The sequence below is a fragment of the Riemerella anatipestifer genome, assembly GCF_035666175.1.
Taxonomy (GTDB): domain Bacteria; phylum Bacteroidota; class Bacteroidia; order Flavobacteriales; family Weeksellaceae; genus Riemerella; species Riemerella anatipestifer_D.
Genome location: NZ_CP142016.1, coordinates 1886064 through 1910327, shown reverse-complemented (window position 1 = coordinate 1910327; position 24264 = coordinate 1886064). Strand labels below are relative to the sequence as shown.

Sequence of the window (24264 nt, the reverse complement as noted above, 5' to 3'; positions counted from 1 at the left end):
TAAAATGTTTTCGTAATTAAAACGTTTTTTATATATTTGCATTGTCAATGAGAGACAGAACAGACGCACCTAAGTTTAACCTTTAAATTTGCTTTTTATGAAGTTAGATTTTGAGTTCAAAATCAGTTTCAGAAGAATCAAAAAAGGCTTTAAGTTTGTTGCGAAACTTAAAGCCGAGATAAAACAGAAACTTTTCGGTCTGTTATTCTGAAACAAGGGGGCTTAGTCCCCCTTACTTCTAAAGGCAAATTTATAAATATTTTTTCAAATGAAAGAATTTATAAAATTGATTAAAAACATCTTTTCAAAAGAACCATTTGAGCAAGATATAACTATTAGATTTAGTTTATCTTTAGAGCAGATAATATTTATTATTTTAGCTTTAGCAGGAGTGATGTACATCTTCTTAAAATAACCTTATGAACATAGAAGATATAAACATTTTGTGGATAGAGGAACAAATGAAAGAGTTAGGCGTTAAAAGAAAAGACCTAACAAAAGACTTGTTACTAGATAGAAGCTATTTAAGCCGCCTATTTTCTAGCGATGATAAACCTCATAAAATACAATTAACCAAGCAAACAAAGGCTTTGTTTTACTACTACTTTTTAGCACACAAACTTAAGAAAGGAATGTAATACTTTTATTTTTCAAAATAGTAAATCTTTAGTTTACTTTTTGTACCTTTGTAAGGAAATAATTGTATGCATTCTTTGGTAAAACACGACGATTTTATAGTTAGGTTTGGAAAGCCTAGCGATGAGGTGCAGGGGTATAAATCTAAACCGTTTATATTCCTGCCGTTCGGCGTGGTAAAAGTACAGTTACCTGAATTACTAAAGCAAGACCCTGAAAAGGCGATTAAATGCATTTTAGAATGCCAATATAACAATGTAGATATAAGCAAGGCTACCGCCAACGAAACAGCCTCTTTTATTCTTTGGATTAAAGAGCAGGTGGATTTTATCAATTCTAAAGAAGCTGAAAACTTACAATCTACTCCTGAACCTGAATTGTTAGCGTCTGGAGTTACAAAACTTAACGAGTTCGGAGCGATGGCAATAGTTGATAGTTTAGCAGGTGGCGATATTCTAAAGTACGATGATATTCTAGCCCTACCCTATCACAAAGTTTATCAAAAGATGAAACTAGACAAGGTTAATAGTGACATTCGCAAAAAGTATGAAAAAATAATAAGTAAGAAATGAATATAATAAGTTTCTTTAAAGATTTAACCGAACGATTTAACGATGAGAAAAATTGCGGTTTTTGTTGGGAATATTCCGCCCCTCTTAGCGAAAGTGGAATGAACCGAAAGACATCAGAAGACCCTTGTTGCACTCATCTTTTCGTTACATATTATAAAACATCTATCGGCTCTAAAAAAGACGGACAAACAACTTTAAAAAACGAAGAGTGGAAAGACCATATTTTCACGCTATATATTGTTAGAAAATCCAACTTAGGCGTAAACATATACAACGAAGCTAATGGATACCCTATAAGTGAGGGGCTTTGGAGTACCATTTTAGAGCCGTTACAAAATTGTTTAGGAGATGCAAATAATTTACCTATTTGTGAATTAGGTTATCCGTTTGAGGTTACTAAGTGGGATATGGAAACTACCGTATTTAAAGATGATAACAACTATACAGGCTGGAAAGTATCAGGGATATTTAGAGAGAAACTATGATATTTGAACCCCAAGAAATAGAAGCTGTTTTACTCAAAGTAGTAGATTTATTTTTAATCCCTAGATTTAAGGAGTTAAATATGAGAGCTTCTGGAGAATGGGAAGAAAGCCTAGAGGTTGTTGCTGAACAAAACAAAGGCGTTATAAGAGGAAGGCATTACTCCGAACAATTAGCCAAAGGACGAGAGGGCGGTTCTCTCCCTCCAGTAGAAGCCATAGAAAAATGGCTCAAAGTTAAATTTGGACTATCAGGAAAAGAAGCAAGGCAGAGGGCGTGGGCAATAGCCAAGAAAATAGAACAATCAGGAACTACACACTACCAAAAAGGAGGAACAGACCTTTTAGAGGTATTAGAAGAGCCTAGAGTGATACTATTCTTACAAGAGGAATTAGGTAGTATAGCTAGGGTAAAGATAGCTGACCAATTACGCAGAAACGCAAAAAGCATTTTAGAAAAATGAAAGTCATAGGATTAGAAAACGATTATTACCTATCAGGAAATAACATTTGGATAGAAGTGAGCGGATTTACACGCTTATCATCTGCCTTAGAGGTTGTAATTAAGCGTTTGGAAACGCAAACCTCTTACAGCTTTAATATTACACCTAATGCAGATAATACTTATTTATTCAACATATCAGAGGCTATAAGAGGACTTCTCCCCTCTCCTAATCATATTGACATAAATACTCTGCAATCCTTTGAAATTACCTTTAAAGCCTTTTTCAATACAGGGGCTGAAACAGAAACAATAACCTTGACTAAAAATTTCATCAGAGGCTGGAGAAGAAAAGAGGGCGTGAAAGAGTGGCACCTCAACGAGGGAGACAGTTTAGTAGTTGGCAAATGGATAGAATGGGGCAACCTCCCAATAGTTCAACCTAAAAAAATAATCGGAGGTAGATTAGTTACTTTTATCCCTTCCAAAGATGAGGTAGAGCGTATCAATATTAGAGGGTGCAAGTACAAGATAATAAAGTTCCTTAATTCTCTCGGAGGTTACCAATGCTATGTATTTGAAAACAGCGAGGGGAAGACGAAAACAAAAGGCAAAAAGACTATATCTAAAATAAAGACCTCTCTAAGGCAAAATAACTTTTTCAACTTAGGAATAGAAGCTGATAAAACAATAGAACTTCACACCAAAACCAAAAGGCATTTACAGCCTATTATAACCGACTTAGTGCAATCCTATGATGTTTATCTATTTGACCCTGATGGCGTGAGTGATGAGAGCCAATGGCACAGGTTAGTATTGGAATCTAACGACAGCGTAGAAAACACTTACGACAACTCATTTGAAAATAAAATATCATTTTCTTTTTATGATGATGTTGCGAGGGAGTTGTAGAAAGGTTATAAAAAATGCACAAAGTGCTTTATGATAACTAAAGATATTTTTTATTTTTGTAGAAAAAGAATATATGCTTTCGATAAAAACCAAAACCATTAAACTATTAGCCTACGATATTGATAATGAAGATATAAAAGCTCCTTATTCTGACTTATTTGAGAAACTAAAGGAGAAATTAGGATATGGCGAATCTGCCGACACTCGTAGAATGAAACTCAACTTAAGTTCTAGTGATGAGGATTTACTTTCTGATTTCGCAATCACAGATAGATATGTTTATGGAGTAATGTGGAGAATATCTCCATCTAAAGAAATACCTCGTATTCCTGATGATTATTTTAGCAACCCTAAAATACAAATAGATGATATTTTTAATAATGACGAGAAAATACAGCTAACCTGCAAAGAACATTATTACTTCGCATTAAACAATCATTTTTTAGTTACTAACTTGCCCAAAAGCAGAATAAAATCTCTAGAAGTATATCTAAATTGGTTATTACTAGCGACTCGAGGAGATAAATCATACAATTTCACATCCAAAATTAAAGTTAGCGAACAGATTAAACTAAACGAAATTAAACATATATCATTAAAATCCTCTCAAAAGAAAGAAAAGAATGAAAATGGGTTTAAAGTTTTTGGGCTAGGAACAGAATTACTTAAAAAACTTATATCAGATACCAAAAATTTAGATGATATTGTACGCAGTAATATTTTTTCATCAAGGCTACTTATAAGTATTTCTAAACCAAGAAAAATGCCACAACAGGAATATGAAAAGCTATTAGGCACATATATGACCCCTATATCACACGCTGACGGCGTATCTTTTAAGTTAAAAAATGGAAAAACAATTTCTGGAGAAAATATGCTCCAGTATAAAGAGGTAGAAATTGAGTTAATAGATGATAATAGAATATCAGAACGAGATTTAGTCCTAGAGATGGAAAAATATTTAAGAGAATTAAAAAATTTATGATAAGAATTATTATAAGCTTATTTGTTTGTGTGTTCTTATCGGCTATAATTAAATGGTTATTCCCATATATTACGCCGAGCAAAGAAATTATACAAAACATCTACGCTATTTTAGGCATTATGTTCTCCATAGGGATGAGCTTAGCCATTACATTTAATTTATCAGGCATTAAAAACCTAAAGATTAAACGTAGAATAAGAGACAATGTAAATAGGGTAAGAAATAATTTCATTATTTACTTCGCTATAGTATCGTTATTTTATATTATTGAAGATATACTTAACACAACGAAAAAAACGGAGTTTTGTATTTATGAAATATGCTTTGTAAAATATTCTCATATAATGATATTACTAATGCTGTATGTAATAGCTTACTATATATTCAACTTCTTAGAAATGCAAAAATTGAATACACAAATAGAGGAAGAGTTAGACAAAAACTAATTTTTTCAAATACTCTCTATAAAAACAAAACCCACTATTTTTAGTGGGTTTGTTTTTTAGGCAGTTTGCAAGCGTTTGAGAAATTTGTTTACAAAATAAACTTGCCCTTTGCCTGTTACCTTTGTGGTTATGGTGGTATGCATAACGCCACCGCTGCCTGAACGAGTGCCTTTTTTGAGTTCAAAAATACCCTGTTCTACATATTTTTGATTAGGTATGTTGTAGCGTTCGCCTTTACGCCCCAAATAGCCGTTTTCTCTTAGGTATTTGAATAATCGCCTTTCGCCTATATAATAACCATTTTGCGTAATTATTTTGGCTAACTCACCAACAAGACACGATGTCTTGCTACCCATTACCGCCTCTGTAAATAGTACCTTTGGGGCTTGTGCATCAAGTTGGGCTTGTTGCTCTTGATTTTGCAAGAGTAATACCTCTTTTTCTTCTTCTTTCTTGATGAGTTCAAGTAAGGCTTCTTTGTAGGTGGTGGGTAGGGTGGTTTTAAGTTTCTTCTCACACTCTATGAAATAATCTCTTGCATCTTCCCCCTTTTGAGTTCTTGCCATCATTGATATTTTCTTAGCAAAGTCTATGGTAAGGGCAAAATCTTTAGTTTCGTTACCGTTCAACATAATGTTGAAGGTTTGATAATCAATATTTTCTATTGCAAACTCATTATTTTCTATATTTTTAGCATACCAGCGAGACCAAACGGCTTTATTGTACCCTAAAAACTCATACAACTCTCTAGCTGACACGGTTTGTTTGCCGTTTTGTTCTGTGATTTTGATTAACGCTTTCATAGTTAGGCAGATTTTCTGTTAATGTAAAAATCTCTTATAACCTCAGACCATTCATTATAAACCCTTTCGGATATATACAAAAGATTGTCGCTTTTTTCTTGCTGATGTATATTTAAAAATACAGATGTTAGCTTACTATATAAGTCATCACAAGGACATTCTCCATCACAAATTAAGTTTATGGCGTTACCTATGCCGCTATATTGTTGAGCAGCGGCTAAATTTTTGGAATGCCCATTGCTTTTAAAAGCGTTAATTACCATAAATAAACCGTCGTGTATTCTTTCAAATAAGATAGCATCTTTGATAATGCCGATAGCTACACTTCTTACGATTTGTCTTTGTGCATCGCTACTGTTGTTTGCGGTTGGTGCGGTTGTTTCTGATTTGAACATAATATAAAATTTAAAAAGTTTTAAATACAAAAAGCCCAAAAAGTGGGTGCTGTTCAAATCAGAGCTTACGCTTATTGATTGCTATACATTACTATATAGCGACACCTTTTTTGGGCTAATATTTTAATCTCTTTTGAGATTTAGTGCAATAATAAACAATTATTGCTCTGATTTGAACACTGCAAATATACGACTATTTTTTTACTGTGCAAATTTTTTAGTTATTTTTGTGTAAATATTTGTAGTTTTATTTTTTTTTGTATATTTGCAGTAGAAAAGTCTTTAGTATCTCGAAGTTCTGCGTACTACGCAGAGGGTTTTTTAGAGGTGTTTTGGGCTTTTCTTTTTTTATTCGTCTTCATCATTTGTTCCGTATGATGCATTTTTAGGTATAAATAACCAGTGTCTATAGGGGTGTAAGAATCTGTTTAAAAGGTCTCCATCTGTACCAGTAGTAATACCAATATTGAAATTAGGGCGTATTTCTCTTATTTTTTTATTGATATGTTTGTATAGTTTTTCTTTTGCGATAGTTCTTTTGCCTCTTCTGCGAGAGCCTACTGGTTTCTCCTTGTGCATATCATTTAATCTAAAGGCTATTGCTCCCAAAACAACATCTAAACATTGCATTAAAAGGTGTTTTTTAGAATCTACTTCGTATATAGCCTCCTTTTTTATGTTAATTTTTGAACTAATGAAATTAGGTAAAAACTGTATACCATACACGAATTTTTTAAAGTCTTCGTTCTTCTGTTTTTTATCAGGGAGTTCATCAAAAAAAATCTCTAAATCTATTGGAATATCTGAATTTATATATGATAACCCAAAAGCGTGTTTTAGAAACTGATAATAGAGTAAATGATATTCTTTTTTATGGTATTCACGAGGTAAATCCTGTGTTAAGAAGCGATTGTCCGTAAACATAATTCTTACCTTTATTGTGTTGTTTTTTATCAGTTCAAAAAAGACATTCATCATTTGAACATAACTTTGCAAACCGTATGTGTTTACAGAACTCCATTTTAGCTCAGAGTTTTCTATATTTAAATCTCGCAGACTACTTAATAACAGATTATTTGCTTTTTCAAAATCATTTTTATCAATCAGCAATCCACCATAGAAGTTAGAATAATATTTTCCTTTTTTAATAGATTCATCACAAAATATGTAAAATCCAGCCATTCAAAATAAGTTTTAGAAATCACAAATATAAAAAATAAACTGCTTGACATAGTTTAAAAAACAATTTTCCTCACCCTACAAAAACACAAAACCCATTGTTTTTCAATGGGTTTGTTTTTGAGGTTGCGAACTATCACAAAGATAGTGAATTATTTGCAAATAACCTCCCTTTCTCTTAGTCGTTCCGTTATAGTCCCATCTCCATTTTGTTTCTTATCGTCCTTTTCAAAACGAGGAAGCCTATATTTCATTTTATACTCAGAACACCTTGAGCCATAATACCCACTATCAACAGGCTTCTTTTCTGTAACACTTATAGTCTCTAAAGACTCTCCATTAACTTTATAAGTTACATAATACTCGAAGTCTTTATAAGTACACCTGAAGTCACAATCTGACCGCGATGTCCTATTCTCTTCTCTACAAGAAACCAACGACAAAACAAAACCAAAAAATAGTAACGCTCTCATAATTTGAATTTTGCACAAAAATATTAAAACAAACCCGTTGTGCATTATGAAATGAAAAAAACAAGAGTTGTTTATTAGACTGAAAATCAGTATATTGTTTTTGCTATAAAACGATATAAATGAACAACATAGAGCAAATATATGAAAGAATTTTGGAAGTTTTAGGACTTTTTTCAGAAAATCAACTGATTAGTTATCAGAGAAGAACACCTAAAATGAGCGATTTAGAAGTCATAAGTCTTAATATTACTGCTGAATACTTGAGTATTGATAGCGAATTACAGTTATTTAGAAAATTGCCAAACTCTCTGATAAACAAAATTGAAAGAAGTGTTTACAATAAGCGAAAACGAAGACTATCCCTACAAACAGAGCAAATTAGACAGCGTATTTCGATGGAGTTCAATGAGTTTGAAGATATTTTTATCGTTGATAGCATGCCAATGAAAGTTTGTGAAAACGCTCGTTCTACTCGTTCAAAAATTTGTAAAGAGCAATCCTATTCTTCACCAACATATGGTTATTGTGCTTCACAGAAATTATATTTCTATGGCTATAAACTACACGCAGTATGTTCTTTAAATGGTGTGATTAAGAATTTTGATATAAGCCCTGCATCCGTTCACGACATCCACTATTTAAAAGATAGTGGTGAGCAAATGCGAAACTGTACTTTAATTGGAGATAGAGGCTATTTATCAGCAAAAGTTCAAATAGATTTATTTAACTATGCTAATATTAAATTAGATACACCAATGAGAAGTAATCAGAAAGATTATATTCCTCAATTTTCATTGTACAAGAAAAAGCGAAAACGAATTGAGACATTTTTCTCTCAACTTTGCGACCAATTTATGATTAAAAGAAACTATGCTAAAACTTTTGAAGGCTTTAAAACAAGGATAATCAGTAAAATAACCGCCGCAACGGTTATTCAATATATCAATAAATTTATCTTCCAAAGAAAATTAAATCATCTAAAAATCAGTATTATTTAAAATGCACAACGAGTTAAAACAAATACAGTCTATAAAATTTTTAACAAATGTATTTTAAAAGTTTACTTTTTAGTATATTTGTATATTAAAAATTTACTTAATTATGAGCGTACAGCTATTTTTAGAAGGCAGAGAAACAGACCTAAGAACAGGCGAGAAAATCACAGTTAATTATCAAGTAAACAGGATTTCAGATATAAACACTAGGGAGACTGATTTTACTTATCATTTTTCCCTCCCTAGAACCCCTGCAAACATTCAGATATTTGAGGGGGTAGGTCTTATGGGCGACACCTCAACTATTCCTTACAGGAAAATGGAGGCTACGCTAAAGATAGACGGTTATACTATAATAAACAAAGGGTGGTTAAAACTTATTGAAACCACAAAAGAGGATTACAAAGTAGCTATATCATCAGGAGTTATTGACTTTTTTAAAGCTATCCAAAATAAAAATATGTCTGATATTACAGACTTGTCAGAGATACAACACGAGAAAAATATAGACACCGTTATCAACTCCATAGATAACCCTTACTACAAATACCCTATTGCTGATTACAATGGTCTGACACATTACGACAAAGACAGAACTAAGATAATCAATATTGACCCTATCGCTCCCTCCGTAGCTGTAAAATATCTTTGGGATAAAATGCACAAATACGCAGGATTTACTTATGCAGGCTCTATATTTGACACCCAAGATTTCAATAATCTTTGGCTGACTTACTCAAAATCTGTAGGACTGCAGGAAGAAAATGTGTTTGATAGTGCAGATATTTTTTTTACAGGTAATTCATATAGTATCCCTATTAGTCCTACTAGTTACCGCACATTTGATTATGAGAGAAGACTTGGTAACGGCGGAGAAGTTAAAACATTCAAAGAAAACGAAGTTTACAAACCTATTTATAGGACACCATCTAGTGGAACAAAGCTATCAAGAGCAATATTTTCGCATTTACTATTCAAGAAAAAGGGCGTTTATTCCTTTGACTTCAATTCGGAGGGTGGAGAGTATTTATTTGCTGGAGAAAAAATCACACTAGCGGTTTGCCAATCTAAGGAAGATAAACCATTGAGAGAGATTTATAACGATGATGTAAACAGAATAGAATACTCTTTACCAAAAGAAGACACAACTGTAAACAAAATCACTAAAAAAATTAATTTTGAAATAAAAGAAGACAATACTCTCGTTTACTTCATTCTAAAAGAAGAAGGTATTCCTAATAGAAGTCATGGGGATATTAAGGGACTAAGAGGTACATTATCTATAATAGGCTACCCAAATGCTAATCCTGTATACACCCAAGACCTCAGCCAACTATCAATGACTGATTTCTATAAAGAAATACTTAACCGCTTTGGGCTTACACCATTGGTAGATGTAGATAAAAAGGAGGTTAAATATCTTACGATTTCGGAGCGTGTAAATGCAGAAGCCATAGATTGGACGGACAAATATATCAATAGAGAATCCGAAACTTATTTGTTTGGTCAATACGCCCAAGAAAACACCTTTAAACTCCAATACAACGACAAAGAAGAAGACTATAATAATGGTAGTATAAAAGTAGATAATATCAACCTAGACGCAGAAAAAGAGGCTTTTAGTTCTAAGTTTTACAGCCCTGAAAGAGAAGCAACAGAAAACTTTTATCTAGGCGACACAAGCCAAAGCGTTCTACTGATGAAATTCTTTGACAAAGAAATAAAAGAAAGACCTAAAGACGGCGAAGAACCTATCAAATACAAGCCTTTACAAAAGCGTTTCCACCTCATCAGAATAAACGAAGTATCTACAAATGTATCCTTAGGGAGCAAGGTATTCAACAAGGACAAAGCAACGAATAAAGTAGCTGTTGCTCACTTTGACGGTTTGAGTTGGGGAAGCCTGATAAGTAAGTATTATAACGATTTAAGAAAGATTATCAGCAGGTCTAGGTTACACACCATAAACCTAAACTTAAACTTGATAGATATACTAAGCCTTAGTTTTGATAAACTCTACTACTTCCAACAAGAGGGGCATTATTATTTACTTGATGCATTAAGATACACTACCTCAACCAAAGAGGCAAAGGCTGTATTTGTAAAAGTAGATAAAACAGGAATTACCGCCATAACTACCCCAATGCCTGAATTGGGGTCAGAGATAGCGTGGGATATGGATTCATCAGACGCTAATACTTGGACTGACCAATTTGAGGACAGGACAGGCAAACAAAATTGGGTTTCAATAGATGTTCTAGGAACGACAGGCGTAATAGTAGGACACACTTTTCAAATCAGAAATGCTAACACAGGTATGGAGTGGTCAGACTACTTAGACGCTTCCGTACCGTCAATAACCTACACGGATTTAACAGACGGACTGAATGAGTTTAGACTAAAGCTAACTACCAACAGAGATGAGGTTTACTATTCTAACACTCTAAAATACACTAGACAATAATGAGTAATAAAACAATAGATTTAGGAACTTTTAGCTGGGATACACAGAAAGTAACCGAGGGCATAGCTAATAACATTAAAGAAATTGACAGATTAAGCGAAGAGCTTAAACTTGGAAAATCAAGAATAAAAGAATACTCTTTAGAGTTCAAACTACTAGATGCAAGACTAGAAGAACAGTATAAGCTCCAAAACCAACTTAAAACTAACCTTAAAGAAGGTATTATTACCCAAGAAAAATATAAAGAAGAGCTAAAAAAAAGCAATAAAGAGGTTAATAATATTCAAAATAAACACATTGAATATGGTAATGGGCTATCCGAATGTATAATAAAAAATAATAATCTACAGCAATCAATAAAAAACCTCCGCTTAGAAAATAATATGCTCAACAAAATACTAGACGGAGGCATAGGGACAATAGATGAAAGCACAGGAAGCTACAAGAAAGCCAGTCAAGAACTAGACGCTCTCAAAATAAAGTCAAAGGACTTAGGGGCTACTCTACTTAAACTAAGCAATGAGGGTCAGGAAAACACAATCAAATTCAAGGCTTTAAAAAGAGAGTATGAAGAAACTACAAGCAAGGCAGAAAAACTAAACGAAGAACTTAAATCCTTAGATAAAGCCGTCGGAGATAACCACCGCTCTGTGGGAGATTATAAAGACCAAATGAAGAAAGCTATTGAGGAAACAGGTGTCTTAGAAAAAAAAGAAAGGGCTTTAAAAAACACCTTATCAGAGCTTGACAAACAGTATAAACAAAATAAAATTTCTAATGAAGATTACAACAGAAGTATAGCCGACACCAACAAAAAGCTAGATAGTGTTTCAAATAAAATTTCAAAGCTAAAAAAAGAGCAAGAAGCCTACAGAAAAGAGCTTATAGCTAATGGCGAAGGTGTTAAGGTTTTCAGTGAAGAAGTAAGCTCCCATTTCATCAGTATATCAAATAGTATTGATGAATTAAAAAAAGGAAATGCAACGGAAGCCTTCGCTGTAGTTAAAACAGGATTACAAGGCGTCGCTACTTCCGCAAGGGCATTATGGGCAACCTTGATGTCTAACCCATTAACCGCTGTACTTGCCATAGTTACAGGAGTAGCAACAGGCATAGGTCTTGCCGTAAAGGAGATTTGGGAATATAACTCCGCTTTACTAGAAGCCAACAAGCTAACCCAACAGGTAACCAATCTAAAGGGGGAAATGCTAGATAAAGTAACCATAAAAAGCCAAACTTTAGAAGATATTTTAGGCTTAGACAGAAAGGAAACTTTAGAATCAGCAAAAGCCCTCGTTAATGAGTTTGGTATCACTTACGAAGAAGCCCTAAACAGGATAGAAGACGGAGCGATAAGAGGAGGTGCGGCTAATAGTGAATATCTGGATAGTATAAGAGAATATCCTACTTTCTTTGCTCAAGCAGGATTCTCAGCTAAAGAGTTCATAAATATAATAAATGCAGGTTACGACTTAGGCATTTATAAGGACAAATTGCCTGATGCGATAAAAGAGTTTTCTATTTCCATCAAGGAGCAAACTAAATCTACAAGAGATGCTTTAGTTAATGCTTTTGGGGCTGGGTTTACAGATGAATTACTGCAAAAGGTAAACACAGGTAAAATGAGCGTAAAAGACGCTCTAGTAGAAATAAACAAAGAGTCTGAAAAATACAATCTAACTCAAAAACAACAGGCACAACTTACAGCTGACATTTTCAGAGGTGCAGGAGAAGACGCAGGAGGATTTGCTAAAGTAATGGACGCAGTAACCTTAGCGGTTATTGAGCAAGGAGGAGAACTGACCGATTTACAAAAAACAATAAAAGAGCAAATAGATGATTATAATGAGTTGGGAGAAGCAAAATATGACGCTCTAAAATCTGATGAAATTCTAGCTTTGAAAAGAGATTGGGAGAAACTAACCATTTCTTTTAAAAAAGGGTTTTATGACACACTTGCGTGGCTTAAAACATTTGACAGGGAGTTTATCGCCTCTTCAAAATATGTAAGAGGGGTTTTTATTTCATTGCCTAGCACCGTTCAGTCTTCTTTTTCTCAGATTAAAACGCTTCTATCTGACTTACTCCAAAATTTTGCAAAAGGAGCAGGGGCTATTGGTAAGTTTTTTAAAGGCGACTTTGACGGAGCTTTAGCGGACGCCAAAAACTTCAAAGCCTCTATGATAAAAATTAAAAAAGACATAGGCGGTATTGCTAGCGATTTCGGTAAAAATTTACACAAAGGAGGGGTTACAGAAGCTAATAACTACAGGAATAAATATAACGAAAAAATAAAAGCAGATGCTACCGCACAGCGTATAATTGAGGATAGAAGAAACCAGAAAGATGAAACAAACAAACCGACAAATAACTTTGACGGCACAGCAGACCAAAAAAAGGAAAAAGGAAAAAGCGACAAGAATAAAGACGACGCAAGTAAAAAAATAGAAGCCGAAGCAAAAAAAGCCTTAGAGCTTCAAAAAGAAGCTAGTGAGCAATCTATAAAACAGGCTCAGATTGAACTTGCCGAATATATCCGTGTCAATTCAGAAAAACTAAAAGATGAAAAAAGGCTGACCTCAGAAAAGTTAAGGCTACAAAACGAATATTTAAAAGAGGTACAGAAAAAACAACTTGACATTTTAGCACAAGAACAGCAACTAAAGGAGAAAGTTGTTAAAATTAAAATAAGTGAGCTTAATAATAAAAAAACACTTAATAGTAACGAAAAGCAAGAGCTTCAAAATCTCAAAAATGAGCTTATTTTAATTGAAAATGAATACTCCGAACAAAGAGCCAAGCTAGAACAGGAAACTCAAATAAAAATCAAAGAAAATAATGAGAAATTTGAGAAGCAAACCAAAGAAGATAAGAAACTAGCTAGAGCTATTGAATTTCAACAAAAGATTTTAGACCTAAAAGAGCAAAATGCGAACGAATACGAAATAAGAAAAGTACAAGCCGATGAGGATAAACAAGAAAAACTAAATGCACTAGCCGAAAGCCTTTATGAAGAACACAAACTGAAAATGGACGCAGATAACGACGGCTACATTTCAGAAACAGAAATAAAAAATCAAAGAAAAGAATTAGAAGCACAAATACAAGCTACCGATGACGAAAATGACAAACTTAGACTGCAAAACAAGTTAGAACAAATAAATAACATAGAAAGGAAATACGCCGAGCAAACAAAAGAAATAGAAAAAGAAAAACAAAAGGACAGATTGAGCAGGTATGCTGAAACATTTGGAAACATCAAAACACTTCTTGGAGAAAATACAGAGGCAGGTAAAGCAGCGGGTATTGCTCAAGCAACTATTAACACTTATCAGGGAGTTACGGAAGTACTTTCCTCAAAGTCCACCTTACCAGAGCCAATGGGAACCATCGCAAAAGTAGTTAACGCAGGAGTAATACTTTCTAGTGGTTTGCAGTCTGTTAGAAAAATAATGAGCGTCCAAACCCCAAAGGCACAAAGAGGAATGTTTATAGAGGGTAAAAGCCACGCACAAGGGGGTGTTCCTATAATTACTCCTAACGGAATGATAGAAGCAGAAGGCGGAGAAATTATTATCAATAAAATTTCAGCGTCCATATTTAAAGACTTGCTTTCTGACATCAATGTAGCAGGTGGAGGAGTGAAATTTGCGAGAGGCGGTGTAGTTGGTGGAAATATAGCAGGAGTACAGCGTTCGCTCACTCAAAAAAGGGACGATGTAGCTTTAGTAGAAGCGGTAAAAGAAGCCGTTTACGAAGGAGCGATAATGGGTACTCACGCAGGAAGCCAAAGCGGTATTGTGGAAGCAGGAAGTGATAGTAATTTAAAAGGTTCATCTAGTTTTTAATTTTACAAATATGAAAGAAAAAATAGAAAGGTTAATTTCATCTATGAAAAAAGAAGAAAACCCAGAAATAGCCAAAACAATCAAGGCAGTAGCAGTGGGTATGACAAACTTTCACTTAGGCATAAAATCAGCCACTAAAATAGCCGAAGAAAGATATACAAACCATTGCTATAAATGCGAGTACAATCAGGAAGAAAAAGTATCCACAATGGTCGTTATAGACGAAAAAATACCACAATTAAGCAAACGCTCCTGTAGTCTTTGCGGTTGCGTTCTTTCATACAAACTAAGACAAAACATAAAACCCTGCGAAAAATGGAAATAAGAGTAGAAAATCCAAATCATTTCAAAATAAACGAGGTTATAGAGAAAAACCTAGAAATGTTATACAAACTTTCTCTTGCTGGAGTTAAGACCATTAGCACCGCTATTGACTACTACTCTATCGCTGAAGTTTACAAGCGTTACTCTTGGATAGAGAGCAATAAAGAACGAAAGGAATTAACCGCCAGCCAATGCAAGGTTACCGTGAAAACCGTTGAAAACGCCCTTGCTCTAATGGAGAGTGAAATAGAAATGAGAAGTTAAATTTTTTAGTTTAAAAATTTTGATAATGTTAGTATTTTTACTATCTTTGTGTTGTCAAACAATATCAATAATAACATAATGAAACGCTTTAAAGTAAAGGACATCTTAAAAATGTTAAAAGATGACGGGTGGTATCTTAACAAGCACAACGGTACAAGCCACAGACAGTTTAAACACCCTACTAAGAAAGGAAAAGTAACTGTGAATGGAAAGCCGAGTGATACTCTAAGTCAAGAATTATTAAACAGTATTTTCAAACAAGCAGGGTGGCGATAAGCCCCCTGCACAAAATAAAAAAATTATGAAACAGATAAAAGTTAATATAGGTTGGGAAGATAAAAATTACTCTGCAATATGTGATGATAAAGATATAAATGGTATTGTGGTAGATACTCATAAAGATTTAGATATATTGAAAAGTAATTTTGCTGAAGCCTTAAAATTCCACATTGAAGGCTGTGTAGAAGATGGAGACCACTTGCCTGAATATCTTATACAGGGACACTATGAGTTGGTCTTTAATCTTGAGGTGTCTGCATTATTGCATAAATTTGATGGCATTCTTACACGCTCAGCACTCTCTAGGGTAACAGGGATAAATGAAAGACAATTAGGACATTATATGAGTGGATACAGAAAGCCACGCCCTAATAAAAGGGAGCAGATACTTAAAGGGATTCGTTCTATTGGAAGAGAGTTAGTAAGTGTATAGATATTGTTTGACAGCGTTTCTGTTACACTTTTAAGACCCTGCCGTTTTTGGCAGGGTTTTTATTTTGTCTAGCGAAAATAATTTTTCCAAACCCTATAAAACCACCTATTTACGGTGGTTTTCGTGTTTTTATATGTAAACGCTTACAACGAAAAAAGCCTATGATTTAAGTTAAATTTGTAAACCAATAGTTTACTTTTTTTTACTTAAATAACTAAATGAAAAATGAAATAAACATTTACGGCGACATCGTCGCTTTCAATTACTGGGGAGATAATGAGTATTCCCTGAAAAATCTAAAGGACGATTTAGATAACACCGAGTTGAAAGAGGGCGACACTTTAACAATCAATATTCACACATACGGAGGAGACACAACAACCGCATTTGGAATGTTCAACTTGATTAAGAGGTTCAAAAACGAGCAAAAAATCAATGTTAAAACAAGAGTGGACGGTTACTGCGCCTCATCAGGAGTTATCCTTCTTCTCGCAGGAGATGAGCGTGTAGGCTCTGAGTATCTTAAACCATTCGTGCATAACGCCTGGACTTATTCTTTTGAAATGAATAAAGAGGAAGCAAAACGCATTTACGAAGATTTAGACAAAGTAGATAATGAAATAGCGGAACTATACGCCTCTGAAACCTCAATCACTAAGGAAGAAGCTCTGCAATTTATGAATGAAAGTAGAGACCTAACCATTGACGAATGTAAAAAGTATGGTTTCTACACCGAAATAGAAAATGTGAGAGTGATTGAAAACAAAATCTTTAACTCCATCATCACAAGAAATGAGAAGCTAAGAAGAAAACCAATAAAAAATAACAATAAAATGACAGATGAAAAAAAGACCATTTGGAATAGGATTAAGAACGAAATTAACTCCCTATTTCAAGAAACAGGAGCTAATAACAAAATTTTGTTCACTAGCTTAAACGAGGAGTTAGACTTCTACGAATTAGCAGAAGATGCCGAGGTTAAAGTAGGAGACAAAGCCACTTTTGGAGGTAAGCCAGCAGGAGAATTAAACGGAGGAGAATATCTAATGCAAAGCGGAGAAACCTACATCTTTGAGGGAGAAGAACTGAAAGAAATTAAACCAAAAGACGAGGAAACCAACGATGAGGTAGAAAACCTAAAGCAAGACCTTGAAGCTAAGGACAACGAAATATCTAACCTCAAGACACGGGTTCAGACTAAAAATTCAAGGATAGCAGAGCTAGAAACTCAGCTTAAAAAAGCTAACAATCTACTAAAAGAAATCAACGATTTCAAAATTGAAGACGAGCCGAGAGACCCAAAACCAAATCCAACACCAACAAAATTAAATCAACTTTTTAAAAACATTAAATAATGGCAATAACATCAAATTTCACAGATGTACTTTTACCATTGGTAAACGACATCAAATCAGAAGCTGACTTTTCAAAGTTACTTTTTGAAAAAGTATTCCTTTCTAGGGACTTTGAGAAAAATCACAAAATTGTAACAGGCGTAAAACAGGGTAATTTAGTGCCTATCCTAAAAGATGTACCAAATTATGAAAGTTTCCCTTTTGTGGACGCTAATTCTTGCGACACTACGGAATGTAGCTTAAATCATCAATACTCAGGGGAAAAATGGGAACTAGGGCTTATTGAGTGCCGCATTCCTATCTGTTTGAGAAGTTTTGACGACAACTTCTTAGCGTTTTGGAACCAGTACAAAATGATTAACCCAACTGAAAACGCTACTAACGATTATCTAAAAACGGCTTTGTTGCAATTCCTTACTAACCAAGTAAAAAACAACCTGAACGCTTCTAGGTGGAGAGTAGCTTGGTTTGCTGACAAGTCTTCGGATAGCAAGTTTTTCAATGGGTTTAACGGGTTCTTTACGAGAATGGAGGCTACTCCTAACCACATTGTAAGGATTGCAAAAAACAACGAAAGTACCTACTCTGCTCAAAAAATGACAGGTAAAGAAATTTACGACACACTTTGCGAAATGGAAGAAAAGCGTGAGGACTTGGGTCTTGATGAAGAAGAGAACACAACAATAAAGATGGGTAAAAGGAACGCTAAAATTCTAGCGAGATACCTAAACAACTTAAAGGATAAGCAATGTTGCCAAGGAATGGAAATTATCAATCCTGATGCTATACAAACCAAGTCATTTAGGTTTGATAATATGGCGTTTCACGGAACGAAGATTGAGCCAGTAGCAGAGTGGGACGAAATTATAGAAAAAACATCAGAATTAAATGGCGGAGGCGGAAATAACGCAAGAATGAAACCAAACAGAATAGTTTGGGGAGAAGATTCTAATTTCTTGGTAGGAACACAAAACAGAGAGGATTTAGATATGTTTGACATTTGGTATGATAGAACCGATAGAAAGGTATATATCGAAGCAGGAGCATATCTAGGAGCTTCTATATCGTTGAAAAACTACGTCCTAGCAATTTAACACTTAAAAAAATAAGAATTATGTCTAGTATATGTTCAGAATTAACAGAAGGATTGAATGTGTCTTGCCAAAGGAGTATTCCTAAAAGGTATGTTCAGAAATTGGTACTCATCAATTTCAATGATATAGACCGAGTGAATAGTACGGTTGGAAACTTAGGAGGTGCTTCCTGCGATTACACCGTTCAAATGGTCTTAAAAGAAGGCAAAAGAGGGGTATTATTCCAACTTCCAGAAAACGGAAGTTCCATTAAAGGATTTTTTGCCAAATCAACGACAGATAATGGTTTTGTAGAATATCTACATCAGTTGCAACTCCTAATTATAGGAGCGTCTAAGGAGGTTAAGTGTAAACTTGACAAGCTAGACCACGGAAGATTTGTAGGGGTTACTCTGCTTTCTGACGGAACTTACGAAGTTTATGGTTGGGAAAATGGTATCTCTACTGGAGATTACACCTATGATATTGTAGAAGGTGGTGGTGGAAGTATCATTCCATTGCAGTCAGATGAAAAAGCTAAGGAAACAATGCTTCCTTTAGTTTACAAGCCTGCCAATGACGGAAACGCTGATGCGGACTTTGATTCACTGTTTGAAAATGCTTCTTAATGACAAGAGAGGAGTTAATTAAAATAGGTAAAAGGGAGGTTAGAAATTCTGCTAGCCTCCTTGAAGCCTATAAGGTCGCATACAAAGAATTATTTGGACATATTCCTCCCTGCACAGGTTGCACTTTTGACAGCGATTGGAACAAATTTATAAACGCAAACGAAAATAACATCAAAACAATGGAAAACAAAACTTTCAAGCTATTTGATAATAGCATTATATACACCTATCACGAAAAAAACAAATCAGGTAATAAAATACCAGTAAGAACCTACGGTTATTTAATGACGGAGGACTTCGCCATTAATTACCTTACCAAAGGAACGCCTGAACAAATAGAGGAAAGAAAACAGCAATTTAAAATATTGCCAGAATTTCCAATCGAAGAAACAGAGCAAGATTTAGACGAAAAAGAAAATCTTAATCCTAAACAGGAAACAGAGGGCGATTTAGAAACTTTAGACGAAGGAGAAAACACGGCAGATAACAAACAAGAAACAGAGCAAGATTTAGACGCTTTAAAAGTAGCTGAATTAAAAAAACTCGCCCTTGAAAAAGGATTAAAAGAGGAAGATTTAAAAGGTCTAAAAAAAAGTGATTTGATTTTGTTGATAAAATCTAACTAAAAAAATGGCAAAAAAAAGATACGAGCATACCAATAATAAGCCGAGCTTTAGGGCAAGTAGTATAGAGTTATTCAACAGGGATATTAAGCCTCAAAACGACAATAAAATCTATACACGAGATGAAGATAACCTCTACCCTCAAAGAATAGAGCTTATCTGTAATAACAGCCCTACAGCTAGGCGTTGTGCAACCCTGATGAGTAAATACATTATTGGTAATGGCGTACCTGAAAGCCAAAATATACAAATAAACTCAAAAGGCGAAAAAATAAACGACCTATCCGAAAAAATGGCTGACGATATAGCCGTTCAAGGCGGAGCTTACTTGCATATTAGATACAATCTAAAAAATGATTATTCTTTAGACTTTAAAAAGGATATAGAGCTTTTAGATTATAAGAATGGCAAAAAGTAAAGAAGACGACAATGGTTATTCTGGTCGTTTTTATCGCCTAGACATAAAAGAAAAAGGGCTTTTTTCAAATGTGGAAGATAAAACACAATGGTACTACCCTTTTAATGATGACAAAGATATTGTCAAATCTCAAATGATAGCAGATTGTAAAGCTATTGGCATTGAAGAGCCTACTCTAGCAGAAATGATAAAGCATCAAAGAGGACAAGTCCTTTATTTGAATATGACCCCCAAATATATATACGCTCTTCCGCTGATTGATAGTGTGTATAACGATTGCGACACAGAGTTTAGATTAAGCCTATACAACAACACGCAAACAAGAAGGGGCTTTTTAGGTCAAACGGTAATAGTTAGATATTTTGACGAAGATAACGATGACGACACAGAGTTTGAGAATAAAATAAAAAATTCTCTTGGAGCTGAAAATTCCTCAAATGTTTTAACGATAGATGTTCCTCTAGGAGCAACCGACGACCTAAACAGAGCCTTTGTGGTAAAACAGCTAGAGCCTCAATTTGACGATAAACTATTTAGCAGTCTTGAGAAGTCCATAGAAAAAAGGATAATGAAGGCTTTTAACAACATTCCTGAGGGGTTAGTTACATCAGGCGACGGAGCTTTATTTGGAGTAAACGCTGAAACCTTTAACCAAATGAAAATGTTTTATTGGGAACAGAACGAAAGAGAAAGACGAAAGTTAGAATCTACCTTTAAAACTCTAGGCTATGAAGTCCAATTTCAACCTTTTAATATAGATTCAAATGGAAGCCTCTAAATATTTAACTGCAAATGATTTCAAAGGTTTAGGATTACTTGCCAAACATTGCGACTTAGAAAAGCTAGAAATAGCAATCAACGAAGCATTTAAGTTTGACATTATCCCTTTATTCTGTTTTGACTTCGTTAATGATATTCTTGACAACTGGAATAATGACAACTACAAAGATTTGATAAATGAATCTAAGTACCAATCATCAGGGCGATTTAGCTATTCTTTTGGGTTTAAGACGGTTTGGGTTTACTACGCTTATTCAAGATATGTATTGATAAACAATTATAACGACACCGCTAATGGACTTGTTCAAAAAAATAACGAGTGGTCTATACCTACCCCGTTAAAAGAGATTACGGATATTTCTAACAATTACAGGGTAATGGGAAAAGAGGCTTTTGAGAGTGTCTACAGTTTTTTATGTGTAAACAGGTCTAGGTTTCCAAAGTTCAATGCTAAGGACTGTTCAGGTGGTTGTAATGACGACTGCAACGGAGGAGAAACAAAAAAAATTAGAGGTGCAAAATACAAAATAATCAGCAGATGAATTTTGAGAGCTTAACGATACAAAGGTTCAAAGTAGGCGTTGATATTTACAAAAGGATATATCAAGTCGTACAAAAAAACAACGGGAAACTAAGAATTTCTAGCGTCATAGATGGGGCTATTTTATTTGATAATCTTAGTCCTAACGAGGTAATGGTTGACGGCGTTCAAATGCGAAATATAGACCAATTACAAAACATAATATTTAACAAGAGTTGTGTTTGTGAAAACGAGGTCGACGATATGGACTATAAAATTTTTGACAGAACATTTGACAAAACATTTGAGTAATGAGCAAGGAAATTATACAAAACGATATAGAGGCTATCCGTAATGAAACGGAGATGTACGGCAATACTAGGGAGAGAGTTGCTAGTATTCTAACTAAACTAAACCAAGAAAAACTAGATGCTGAAAGCATACCTACTAACATAGCCACCATAGATGAAAATGGAAAAGTAGGCACAGCCTACACGAAAGAACAAATAGACACTAAATTAGAAATAGCTGAGTCATATCTACACGGAAGACTAGAAGAGCATTACGATTTTATAGAGGATAAACTACCTAAGTCGGAAAGTAACATATCTACTCCCACAGTAGAATTTAAGTACATCTACCTCACAAATGAAGCTAACGAAACTCGAAGAATGTTAGCAGGGAACTTAGGAAAAAATTTAGCAAATAGTAAGCCAAACAATACCCCAAACAGTGGTATTAACCTAGTTACTCCGTGGTATATAGATACCAATGGCATACCTCTATTTATTAGGCAGCTCCCTAATAAATATGCTGATACAACATTTAATAAAAAAGTAGTAATAGATTCAAATGGACAAGTAGCTATCTCTGAAAGGGAGGATATTACCATTAACATTCCAGAAACTTTCAATGGTAGTGCTAGTCTTGGTAGTATAACCATAGGAGTTAATCATATTTACCCACAAGCTATACCAAGCAGACCTTCATTTGCAGATGAAATACAAGAAATTATGGCTAATTATAAGAATATAAACTTCATACCAATAACACGTGCCGATTTGACACTTTGGACTAAAGGAAATAAAGGATTGCCAGTCAATAGAATAGATTCTGATGGACTATTTTCACTAGATGGAAATTCAACAGATTTTAGCGAATATGCGAATGATGAACTTGTAGTCTCCTTGACAGCTAACAATATAGTTTTACCAGCGGATGGGAATTGGATTTTTAAATTTAATGGAGTTTTGGAAACAGGATATCGTGGAGGTTTAAATTACATAGGGGTGTCTAGACATGGAGATGATAGTGTGTTGTTTGGTGTTGAAGGTTCAAATTACAGTAGTTTGACTGTTATTGGAAATAGTGAATCTAGTACAGCTCCAAGAAAACCTTTCATATGCATTATCGTTAAAACGGGCAATATCATATGTACTTCTATTTATTCGGGCGGGAAATGTGTGTATCATGTGTCTAATGCATACACAGAAATTGGAAACTACACGCCGAAAATCAATATTCACAAATCACACGGAAGAGTGAATGGAAGAATGAGTTATAAAATTTTAGACTAAAAATTATATATGAAGACATTAAACAACCATTTACAAATACCTGAAAATTTGAAAGGTATTGTAGAACAAATAAATAATGTACCATTACATTTAGCAGAACTTACTATAGAAGACCACCCAGATTACCCTTCTTGCAATAGAACGATAAGGGTGTTGAGAATGGAAACCACCGCAGAAGTGGAATATTGTCACTTCATTTATGAACAAGTATTAACTAATAAAGAAACAGGGGCTATTTTAAATATACCGCTTCCAAAGCCTAGATGGGAGGTAAATATATATACATGGTCTTATTTCAGAGGCAAAGATGGGCAACCTATTGAGTTGCCACTAAAAGAAGACTATGAGGCAGGAGAAGATGAAAAGACTATCACAAAATTGAGAGTCCCTGCATACAAATATATGCTGTGGTTGATGACTAACAACCACGCTAACTTTTTACAACTTATAGAAGGCTACTTAGGGGATTTTGTTAGAATAAAAATTAACGAATTAAACGGAAGATAGATAATGGGCTTCATATTGTTTTTAATAGCATTTATACTTTACATACCTCTTACTATTATCAACATAATTGTTGTTTTGGTTAAGTATAGAAAGAGAAAAGGGTATTTTAAAACCATCAACGAGTATTTTAAATACACGGCAATAGATATAGACCGATTTGGAAATAGAAATTTCAGAGCTTTATGGAACTCAACTCTAGTAATTAGAAATATGAAATATTATCCTTTTGGAGATGAGAGAGAAACTGTATCATCAGCTTTGGGTAAAAATAAACTAAGAAAAACGCTAAGTTGTACAGGTAGATTGTTAGCAGGACTATTAGACCTGATAGATAAAAACCACTGCGTGAAATCAATAAGAGAATTATAATGAAATTTGATAACAATTTTTTAGAATATGCTTTGCTATTTATAGCCGCAACATTTGCAAGTATATACCACTACTTAAAGAATAGAATAAAAGATGTATGGGTATTGGTTACGCACTTGTTGTTTGGTTGTTTCATTGCATTTGTAGCGGTACCTTATATAGGTGGAGAGCTAATGGGACTATCTTTTAAAGGAAATTTATTTTTCACTTGGATACTGACTTACTTCTCAGATACTGCATTGAGGGTGTTTTTCAAAACAGTATTTACAAAAATAGACCCCGAGTTTAAGTACGAAGACGAACAATTTAAAAATAATAATAACAATGGAAATATTGATTAACGCAACGGTGTATTTTCTCATATCATTAGTATTCTTAATACTACATGGGAGAAATAGATGTGGTGTAATAAAAAGAGAATGTTTCATTTACTATTTGATAGGAATTTATTCTTTTTTTATGGCTGTTTACTTAGTTAGAG

General features: G+C 34.2%; 30 protein-coding genes. 26 read left to right on the top strand and 4 right to left on the bottom strand.

Annotated features, from left to right (window positions below):
- Positions 1-268 precede the first annotated feature (268 nt).
- From VIX88_RS09405 to VIX88_RS09375, 7 genes are all read left to right on the top strand, one after another.
- Positions 269-415: a hypothetical protein gene (locus tag VIX88_RS09405; RefSeq protein WP_153928891.1), complete on the top strand. Its 147-nt coding sequence runs from the start codon at positions 269-271 to the stop codon at positions 413-415.
- Positions 416-419: 4 nt separating this feature from the next.
- The gene (locus VIX88_RS09400; RefSeq protein WP_214193812.1) at positions 420-638 is read left to right on the top strand and encodes a hypothetical protein; all 219 of its coding nucleotides are present in this window, start codon (positions 420-422) and stop codon (positions 636-638) included.
- Between the two features lie 66 nt (positions 639-704).
- Entirely contained in the window at positions 705-1208 is a 504-nt protein-coding gene (locus VIX88_RS09395; protein ID WP_214193810.1) for a hypothetical protein, read from the top strand.
- Positions 1205-1693, top strand: a complete 489-nt coding sequence (locus tag VIX88_RS09390; RefSeq protein ID WP_214193808.1) for a hypothetical protein — start codon at positions 1205-1207, stop codon at positions 1691-1693. The genes VIX88_RS09395 and VIX88_RS09390 overlap by 4 nt, the downstream gene beginning before the upstream one ends.
- On the top strand, positions 1690-2154 hold the full coding sequence (locus VIX88_RS09385; RefSeq protein WP_214193806.1) for a hypothetical protein: 465 nt from the start codon (positions 1690-1692) through the stop codon (positions 2152-2154). The genes VIX88_RS09390 and VIX88_RS09385 overlap by 4 nt, the downstream gene beginning before the upstream one ends.
- Positions 2151-3044, top strand: coding sequence for a hypothetical protein (locus VIX88_RS09380; RefSeq protein ID WP_214193804.1), 894 nt, complete (start codon positions 2151-2153; stop codon positions 3042-3044). The genes VIX88_RS09385 and VIX88_RS09380 overlap by 4 nt, the downstream gene beginning before the upstream one ends.
- A 73-nt stretch (positions 3045-3117) precedes the next feature.
- On the top strand, positions 3118-4029 hold the full coding sequence (locus tag VIX88_RS09375; protein WP_214193802.1) for a hypothetical protein: 912 nt from the start codon (positions 3118-3120) through the stop codon (positions 4027-4029).
- Between the two features lie 502 nt (positions 4030-4531).
- Here VIX88_RS09375 and VIX88_RS09370 read toward each other — a convergent pair.
- The 4 genes from VIX88_RS09370 to VIX88_RS09355 form a co-directional block, all read right to left on the bottom strand.
- A complete protein-coding gene (locus tag VIX88_RS09370) occupies positions 4532-5278 on the bottom strand; it encodes a phage antirepressor KilAC domain-containing protein (protein ID WP_214193800.1) in 747 nt (248 codons plus the stop codon).
- 2 nt (positions 5279-5280) lie between these two features.
- Complete coding sequence (locus VIX88_RS09365) at positions 5281-5673, bottom strand: hypothetical protein (RefSeq protein WP_214193799.1); 393 nt, start codon at positions 5671-5673, stop codon at positions 5281-5283.
- A 348-nt stretch (positions 5674-6021) separates the two neighbouring features.
- On the bottom strand, positions 6022-6855 hold the full coding sequence (locus tag VIX88_RS09360; RefSeq protein WP_014938297.1) for a DUF3800 domain-containing protein: 834 nt from the start codon (positions 6853-6855) through the stop codon (positions 6022-6024).
- A 149-nt stretch (positions 6856-7004) separates the two neighbouring features.
- Positions 7005-7325 (bottom strand): hypothetical protein, encoded by a 321-nt coding sequence (locus VIX88_RS09355; RefSeq protein ID WP_214193797.1) that lies wholly within the window; start codon positions 7323-7325, stop codon positions 7005-7007.
- Between the two features lie 119 nt (positions 7326-7444).
- Here VIX88_RS09355 and VIX88_RS09350 point away from each other — a divergent pair, with 119 nt between their 5' ends.
- The 19 genes from VIX88_RS09350 to VIX88_RS09260 all read left to right on the top strand — a co-directional run bounded on the left by VIX88_RS09350 (position 7445) and on the right by VIX88_RS09260 (position 24124).
- Positions 7445-8323, top strand: coding sequence for an IS982-like element ISRa1 family transposase (locus tag VIX88_RS09350; RefSeq protein WP_127919811.1), 879 nt, complete (start codon positions 7445-7447; stop codon positions 8321-8323).
- Positions 8324-8426: 103 nt separating this feature from the next.
- Positions 8427-10784 (top strand): hypothetical protein, encoded by a 2358-nt coding sequence (locus VIX88_RS09345; RefSeq protein ID WP_214193795.1) that lies wholly within the window; start codon positions 8427-8429, stop codon positions 10782-10784.
- The gene (locus VIX88_RS09340) at positions 10784-14632 is read left to right on the top strand and encodes a phage tail tape measure protein (protein WP_214193793.1); all 3849 of its coding nucleotides are present in this window, start codon (positions 10784-10786) and stop codon (positions 14630-14632) included. Before VIX88_RS09345 ends, VIX88_RS09340 begins: the two co-directional genes overlap by 1 nt.
- Positions 14633-14642: 10 nt before the next feature.
- A complete protein-coding gene (locus VIX88_RS09335) occupies positions 14643-14957 on the top strand; it encodes a hypothetical protein (protein ID WP_214193791.1) in 315 nt (104 codons plus the stop codon).
- A complete protein-coding gene (locus VIX88_RS09330; protein WP_214193790.1) occupies positions 14948-15220 on the top strand; it encodes a hypothetical protein in 273 nt (90 codons plus the stop codon). The genes VIX88_RS09335 and VIX88_RS09330 overlap by 10 nt, the downstream gene beginning before the upstream one ends.
- Positions 15221-15298: 78 nt before the next feature.
- Complete coding sequence (locus VIX88_RS09325; RefSeq protein ID WP_214193788.1) at positions 15299-15496, top strand: type II toxin-antitoxin system HicA family toxin; 198 nt, start codon at positions 15299-15301, stop codon at positions 15494-15496.
- 25 nt (positions 15497-15521) lie between these two features.
- Positions 15522-15932: a type II toxin-antitoxin system HicB family antitoxin gene (locus VIX88_RS09320; protein WP_214193786.1), complete on the top strand. Its 411-nt coding sequence runs from the start codon at positions 15522-15524 to the stop codon at positions 15930-15932.
- Positions 15933-16150: 218 nt separating this feature from the next.
- Entirely contained in the window at positions 16151-17287 is a 1137-nt protein-coding gene (locus VIX88_RS09315) for a Clp protease ClpP (RefSeq protein ID WP_214193785.1), read from the top strand.
- The gene (locus VIX88_RS09310) at positions 17287-18381 is read left to right on the top strand and encodes a hypothetical protein (protein ID WP_154212519.1); all 1095 of its coding nucleotides are present in this window, start codon (positions 17287-17289) and stop codon (positions 18379-18381) included. The genes VIX88_RS09315 and VIX88_RS09310 overlap by 1 nt, the downstream gene beginning before the upstream one ends.
- Positions 18382-18401: 20 nt before the next feature.
- Complete coding sequence (locus VIX88_RS09305; protein WP_214193783.1) at positions 18402-18989, top strand: hypothetical protein; 588 nt, start codon at positions 18402-18404, stop codon at positions 18987-18989.
- Positions 18989-19615, top strand: a complete 627-nt coding sequence (locus VIX88_RS09300; RefSeq protein ID WP_214193781.1) for a hypothetical protein — start codon at positions 18989-18991, stop codon at positions 19613-19615. Before VIX88_RS09305 ends, VIX88_RS09300 begins: the two co-directional genes overlap by 1 nt.
- 4 nt (positions 19616-19619) lie before the next feature.
- A complete protein-coding gene (locus VIX88_RS09295; protein ID WP_214193780.1) occupies positions 19620-20030 on the top strand; it encodes a hypothetical protein in 411 nt (136 codons plus the stop codon).
- Positions 20017-20808, top strand: a complete 792-nt coding sequence (locus VIX88_RS09290; RefSeq protein WP_214193778.1) for a hypothetical protein — start codon at positions 20017-20019, stop codon at positions 20806-20808. Before VIX88_RS09295 ends, VIX88_RS09290 begins: the two co-directional genes overlap by 14 nt.
- On the top strand, positions 20795-21352 hold the full coding sequence (locus VIX88_RS09285; RefSeq protein ID WP_214193777.1) for a hypothetical protein: 558 nt from the start codon (positions 20795-20797) through the stop codon (positions 21350-21352). Before VIX88_RS09290 ends, VIX88_RS09285 begins: the two co-directional genes overlap by 14 nt.
- A complete protein-coding gene (locus VIX88_RS09280) occupies positions 21349-21642 on the top strand; it encodes a hypothetical protein (RefSeq protein ID WP_154212515.1) in 294 nt (97 codons plus the stop codon). The genes VIX88_RS09285 and VIX88_RS09280 overlap by 4 nt, the downstream gene beginning before the upstream one ends.
- Positions 21642-22907 (top strand): hypothetical protein, encoded by a 1266-nt coding sequence (locus VIX88_RS09275; protein ID WP_214193776.1) that lies wholly within the window; start codon positions 21642-21644, stop codon positions 22905-22907. Before VIX88_RS09280 ends, VIX88_RS09275 begins: the two co-directional genes overlap by 1 nt.
- A 9-nt stretch (positions 22908-22916) precedes the next feature.
- On the top strand, positions 22917-23414 hold the full coding sequence (locus tag VIX88_RS09270) for a hypothetical protein (protein ID WP_154212513.1): 498 nt from the start codon (positions 22917-22919) through the stop codon (positions 23412-23414).
- A 3-nt stretch (positions 23415-23417) separates the two neighbouring features.
- Positions 23418-23783: a hypothetical protein gene (locus tag VIX88_RS09265; protein WP_154212512.1), complete on the top strand. Its 366-nt coding sequence runs from the start codon at positions 23418-23420 to the stop codon at positions 23781-23783.
- Positions 23783-24124: a hypothetical protein gene (locus tag VIX88_RS09260; RefSeq protein WP_079206726.1), complete on the top strand. Its 342-nt coding sequence runs from the start codon at positions 23783-23785 to the stop codon at positions 24122-24124. Before VIX88_RS09265 ends, VIX88_RS09260 begins: the two co-directional genes overlap by 1 nt.
- Positions 24125-24264 lie beyond the last annotated feature (140 nt).